The sequence below is a fragment of the bacterium genome (assembly GCA_023230585.1).
Taxonomy (GTDB): Bacteria; Ratteibacteria; UBA8468; order B48-G9; family JAFGKM01; genus JALNXB01.
Map to the genome: position 1 here is coordinate 1 of JALNXB010000101.1, position 4,453 is coordinate 4,453.

Genomic DNA, 4,453 nt, shown 5'->3' on the forward strand with positions numbered 1-4,453 from the left:
AGAAATATTGGAATTGATTCAAATTAATTATTTTGCACTTATTAGTAAAGATAGTCACCTATTCGAAATCATCTAATTGATCCACTGTATCTTGAAGAGAGCTTGTAGATAAATGTGAATATCTATTGGTGGTGTCATATTTTATATGACCTAAAAGTTCTTTAATTTTTAGTATACTGACGTTTTTCATTGCTAAATGACTCGCAAAAGAATGGCGTAGCTTATGAACGCTTGCTTTAATGCCATTTTCCCCCCGGCGGCAGTTTCCGGATGGGGGATGTCTGGGGCGGAGGAGACAGTGATGAGAAGCCTGTACACTCTGTAACGCTCAGTAGTTTTTACATAGATAAACATGAAGTGACACAGGCCCTATACCATGGGATCATGGGTACGAATCTGAGTTACTTTAAAGGGAATGATCTTCCGGTGGAGCAGGTCACCTGGTACAATGCGGTAGAATTCTGCAACAAGCTGAGTGAAAAGGCCGGCTTGCAGAAGGTATATACAATCAGCGGGACGAACGTAAGTGCAAATTTTACCAGGAACGGCTATCGTTTGCCGACGGAAGCGGAATGGGAATACGCAGCACGCAGCGGTGGTAGGGATGACCGCAAATACAGCGGTACCAACATAGAGAGTGAGTTGAGTAATTACGCCTGGTATGATAAAAACAGCGGAAGCAAGACGTATCCGGTCGGTACGAAGAAGCCGAACGATCTTGGCATCTACGACATGAGCGGAAATGTTTACGAGTGGTGCTGGGACTGGTACGGGAATTACTCCTCTTCCTCCCAGACAAATCCTACAGGCCCTTCGACAGGCTCCGCCCGCGTGGAGCGGGGCGGCTGCTGGGGCTTCGGCGCCAGCCACTGCCGGTCAGCCCTTCGCAGCGGCACCACCCCGTCGGGCAGCACCACCGGTGTTGGATTCCGTCTTGCCAGGAATGGAGTTGAGTAGTCAAAAGCATACATGCTTAGGGTGGAGTTTTTAATACCCCACACCAACATCCTCCCAAATATCCGGATCCTCAGCGGGCGGATTCACAAGGGATAGTATTATAGCCATCCACTTTTGAAAGTACATGTTTGCCCTGATTCGAATTTAATCTCAAAGTATAATACCTTTTTAGGCTGGTTGTGTGAAGTGTGCTTAGTGACAGTGTCTGTTACTTCACCATTTCCCAAAGGTTCAATGTTTATCTTATCGCCTTTTTTAAGGTTTGGCCATTGTTTTTTATCCGTTGGATCAAAGGTTATATATTTATTATTTGCTGAGGATGCTATGGCAGAGCCCTCTGAGATTTTGCAAAGATGATCTGCTAAATGAAGGATATATTCTTTGTCTTGTACACTCAACCACTTTGTCGGAATAGCATTATCGCCATAAAGCGCCCCCAACATTCCCCCAAGAATTCCGGCAATTGTATCTGTATCTGTTTTGATAATGTTCACTGCTTGCACGATTGCATCTTCCGGAGATTTATGGTTTATACATAGGTTGTAAAGCGCCGTGAGAACGGTATTAGTACCATTTGTCTTATTTGGCTTATGATACATGTCGTATTTGTTATAATAAGTTTGAAGATCTGTTTTCTGTTTAAACAGTACGTGAAGATCCTTTAGGTCTTTAACGAGTCCTTTTAGGGTTGAGTCATATTCAGCTTTAAATTTTTTAGGTGCCGCTTTTGCATCCCAAGTCTTTTCCCAGGATATAAGATCAGGGTCAACTAAAAATGAAGGCTGGAGATCTTTAACGACATTGGCTATAAGATCCTGCAGAAAGCTCACTGGCGTGAAATCCTTTGGCTCAAAATCCAGAAGCTTTTTTATTATCAATCCATAAAACATTGCTCCGATTAGTGCCTTGGGATGACCATGTGTTACAATACCAGATCCAAAAAGATATTCTTTCATTAGCTTTAGGTCATTATGAAAAACCAAGGCTATGGGGGCAATTCTCATTGCAACACCGTTTGAGCCAGTATTAACAAACTGCTTCTTTTTGATGTGATAGAAGTTGTTATTCCAAGCAGAGGACTTTTTTTGTATGTTTGTTGCTGCTAATAATGTTGATGTGCCTGCCCCCACTTTATAATATTGAAAAAGAGGCAATTCCTTAGTTGCAAAGTAATCGTGATCTACTACTTTTCCTGGTTGAATACTTCGAGCTACAGCCAAGGTGAGTTGGGTGTCATCAGAGTATGTGCCTGCTGGTATTATGTTTAATTGGTCACGAAATCGTCCACGATTAGGTATTTTGTCATGGAATTGATCTATAATTCTATGTCCACAGTTTTTGTATAGTGCGTCTTCTGATTTAACACGCTCTGTGAGCAGCCCTAATGCATCACCTATAGCTCCTAGTAGGAGGCAACCTTTAAATTTTGATTTTAGGGACATAAATCACCTGCCGGGTTGTTTAATAAAACTTAAAAATCTGCGGGTGGATAAACAAGCGATACTTATTAATACACCACGCCAGCCTCATCCCAAATATCCGGATCTTCGGTGGGTGGATTTCCAAACGATAGTTTATTAAAGTATTTTAACAGTTCCTTGTTAACGGACATAATTCACCTGCGAGGTTGTTTGTTAAATATTATATCTAGTTTTGGTGAATTTAACTTTAATTGTCTGATAATCAAAAAATAATTTCTCGCAGTTTAAGTTTTAAAAGTCTAAATTATAACAATCTGAAAGGGCAATGAATATGAGTGATCAAAGAAAAGTGGCCTTTTATATAAGGGTTTCAACAAAACACCAAGACACACCCGAGGGCTCATTAAAATCTCAAGAACAACGCCTTGAAGAATGGCGGAAATACAATAATACAATAAAGAATAATCCAGAAACCGGGAAAGATGGAATTCAATATTCATCTGCAACTGTATATAAAGATGTTGAATCAGGTGCCTCGGGCGAGAAGAGGCCTGGGTATCAAAGCATGTTATTAGATATAAAGTCCAACAGTATTGATGCCATAGCATGCACCAGTATTAGCAGGTTAAATAGAAATTTAAGAGAATTCTATGATCTCATGGATCTATGCAGTGAGCATCAAGTTGATATTATATCCTTAAAAGAGAATTTTGATACAAGTTCAGCGATTGGAAGAGCGCTGTTAAAATTTATGCTTGTCTTTTATGAGCTTGAACGAGAACAAACAAGCGAAAGAGGTAAGGATAATAGATATGCCCGTTTCAAAAGGGGGCTTTGGGTTACAGGTACGGTACTAGGATATGATAATGACGAAGGAATGTTAATTCCCATACCCGAAGAAGTTGAAATTGTAAATAAAATGTTTGATTTCTACATTCTCACCGGCTCGATAAAGAAAACTGCGGATTTACTATATGAAAAGGGTTATTTAACTCCAGCTAGAAAATTCACGGGAAACAATGATGGTAAAAGAAAAAAGTTTCCTGACCAGACGATACGAAGAGCTTTAACAAATAAAACGTATATTGGTGTAAGCCAGTGGAAAAAAGGAAATATTAACAAATTAGATCTTTCTGACCCTCAAGAAAAATATCAGGAATGTCAGGGGCAATGGGAAAGTATAGTTTCTCAAGATAAATTCAATAGAGCTAATGATATTCTTGAAAACAATACAAAAACACGCACAAACAGCATAAACCCGTCAAAAAAAATCTATCAACTAACCAATATACTAAAATGTGGTATATGTTCAGATAACCCTCTCTTAAGGGTTGTCTCTGGAACAAGTAAAAATAAAAAAACCTACAGGTACTATAAATGTCCCGTTTGTGGTAATAAAATTGGAGCTGAAATAATTGAAGATACCTTATTAGAACAAGTGGTTATGCTTGCTCAAAATGAGGATCATATAAAGAAAATTATTTCTAAGAAAGAAGTAAAAAATACAGCCGAGATCAAAGAATTAAAAAATCGTCTCTCAAGCCTGAAGAGTGAAGAAATTCGAATAAACAGTGAGATTGACACTACAATAGAGCAATTAGACAAAATAAAAGATAGCAAAGTTTTTTATAAAAGATTGGCTGACAAAGACAAAGAATTTAAATATAAATTAAAAAAGAACATCGAAGATCAGCAGCAAATCACTGATAGAATAAAAACCATTGAGCTCGGGACCCTAAAACCCGAGATTCTTATGGAATTATTCTCTAACATAAAAGACTATGCTGAAAAGATGGCTCCTGCTCATAAGCGCAAGCTATTTCAAATTGCTTTCACCCAATGCTTATTATATAAAGAGGACATTGAAGTTACAATCTCCGAGGAAGTTAAAATAATCCCTATATATGCAAAAACGGCGTCTGCTGAAAGTGTGTTCAGCAAGACAACCGTTAAGCGGGATTGACGGGACTCGAACCCGCAACTTCCGGCGTGACAGGCCGGTGCTCTAACCAGTTGAACTACAACCCCGTTCAAATAAGCCTGCTATTATACATCAATGCGGATAATTTGTCAAT

The 4,453-nt window shown here is 39.1% G+C and carries 4 protein-coding genes and 1 tRNA gene; 2 read left to right on the forward strand and 3 right to left on the reverse strand.

From position 1 onward, the window contains the following. Positions 1 to 58: 58 nt before the first annotated feature. Complete coding sequence (locus M0P98_09295; GenBank protein MCK9267041.1) at positions 59 to 190, reverse strand: hypothetical protein; 132 nt, start codon at positions 188 to 190, stop codon at positions 59 to 61. An 80-nt stretch (positions 191 to 270) separates the two neighbouring features. Between M0P98_09295 and M0P98_09300 the strand changes: the two genes are divergently transcribed. Further along, positions 271 to 957, forward strand: coding sequence for a formylglycine-generating enzyme family protein (locus M0P98_09300; GenBank protein MCK9267042.1), 687 nt, complete (start codon positions 271 to 273; stop codon positions 955 to 957). 98 nt (positions 958 to 1,055) lie between these two features. Here M0P98_09300 and M0P98_09305 read toward each other — a convergent pair whose 3' ends face one another. Next, the gene (locus tag M0P98_09305) at positions 1,056 to 2,399 is read right to left on the reverse strand and encodes an ADP-ribosylglycohydrolase family protein (protein MCK9267043.1); all 1,344 of its coding nucleotides are present in this window, start codon (positions 2,397 to 2,399) and stop codon (positions 1,056 to 1,058) included. Between the two features lie 304 nt (positions 2,400 to 2,703). Here M0P98_09305 and M0P98_09310 point away from each other — a divergent pair, with 304 nt between their 5' ends. Next, entirely contained in the window at positions 2,704 to 4,341 is a 1,638-nt protein-coding gene (locus M0P98_09310) for a recombinase family protein (protein MCK9267044.1), read from the forward strand. Here the strand turns inward: M0P98_09310 and M0P98_09315 are convergent. Further along, positions 4,333 to 4,406 (reverse strand) — tRNA-Asp (locus M0P98_09315). The genes M0P98_09310 and M0P98_09315 overlap by 9 nt on opposite strands. Positions 4,407 to 4,453 lie beyond the last annotated feature (47 nt).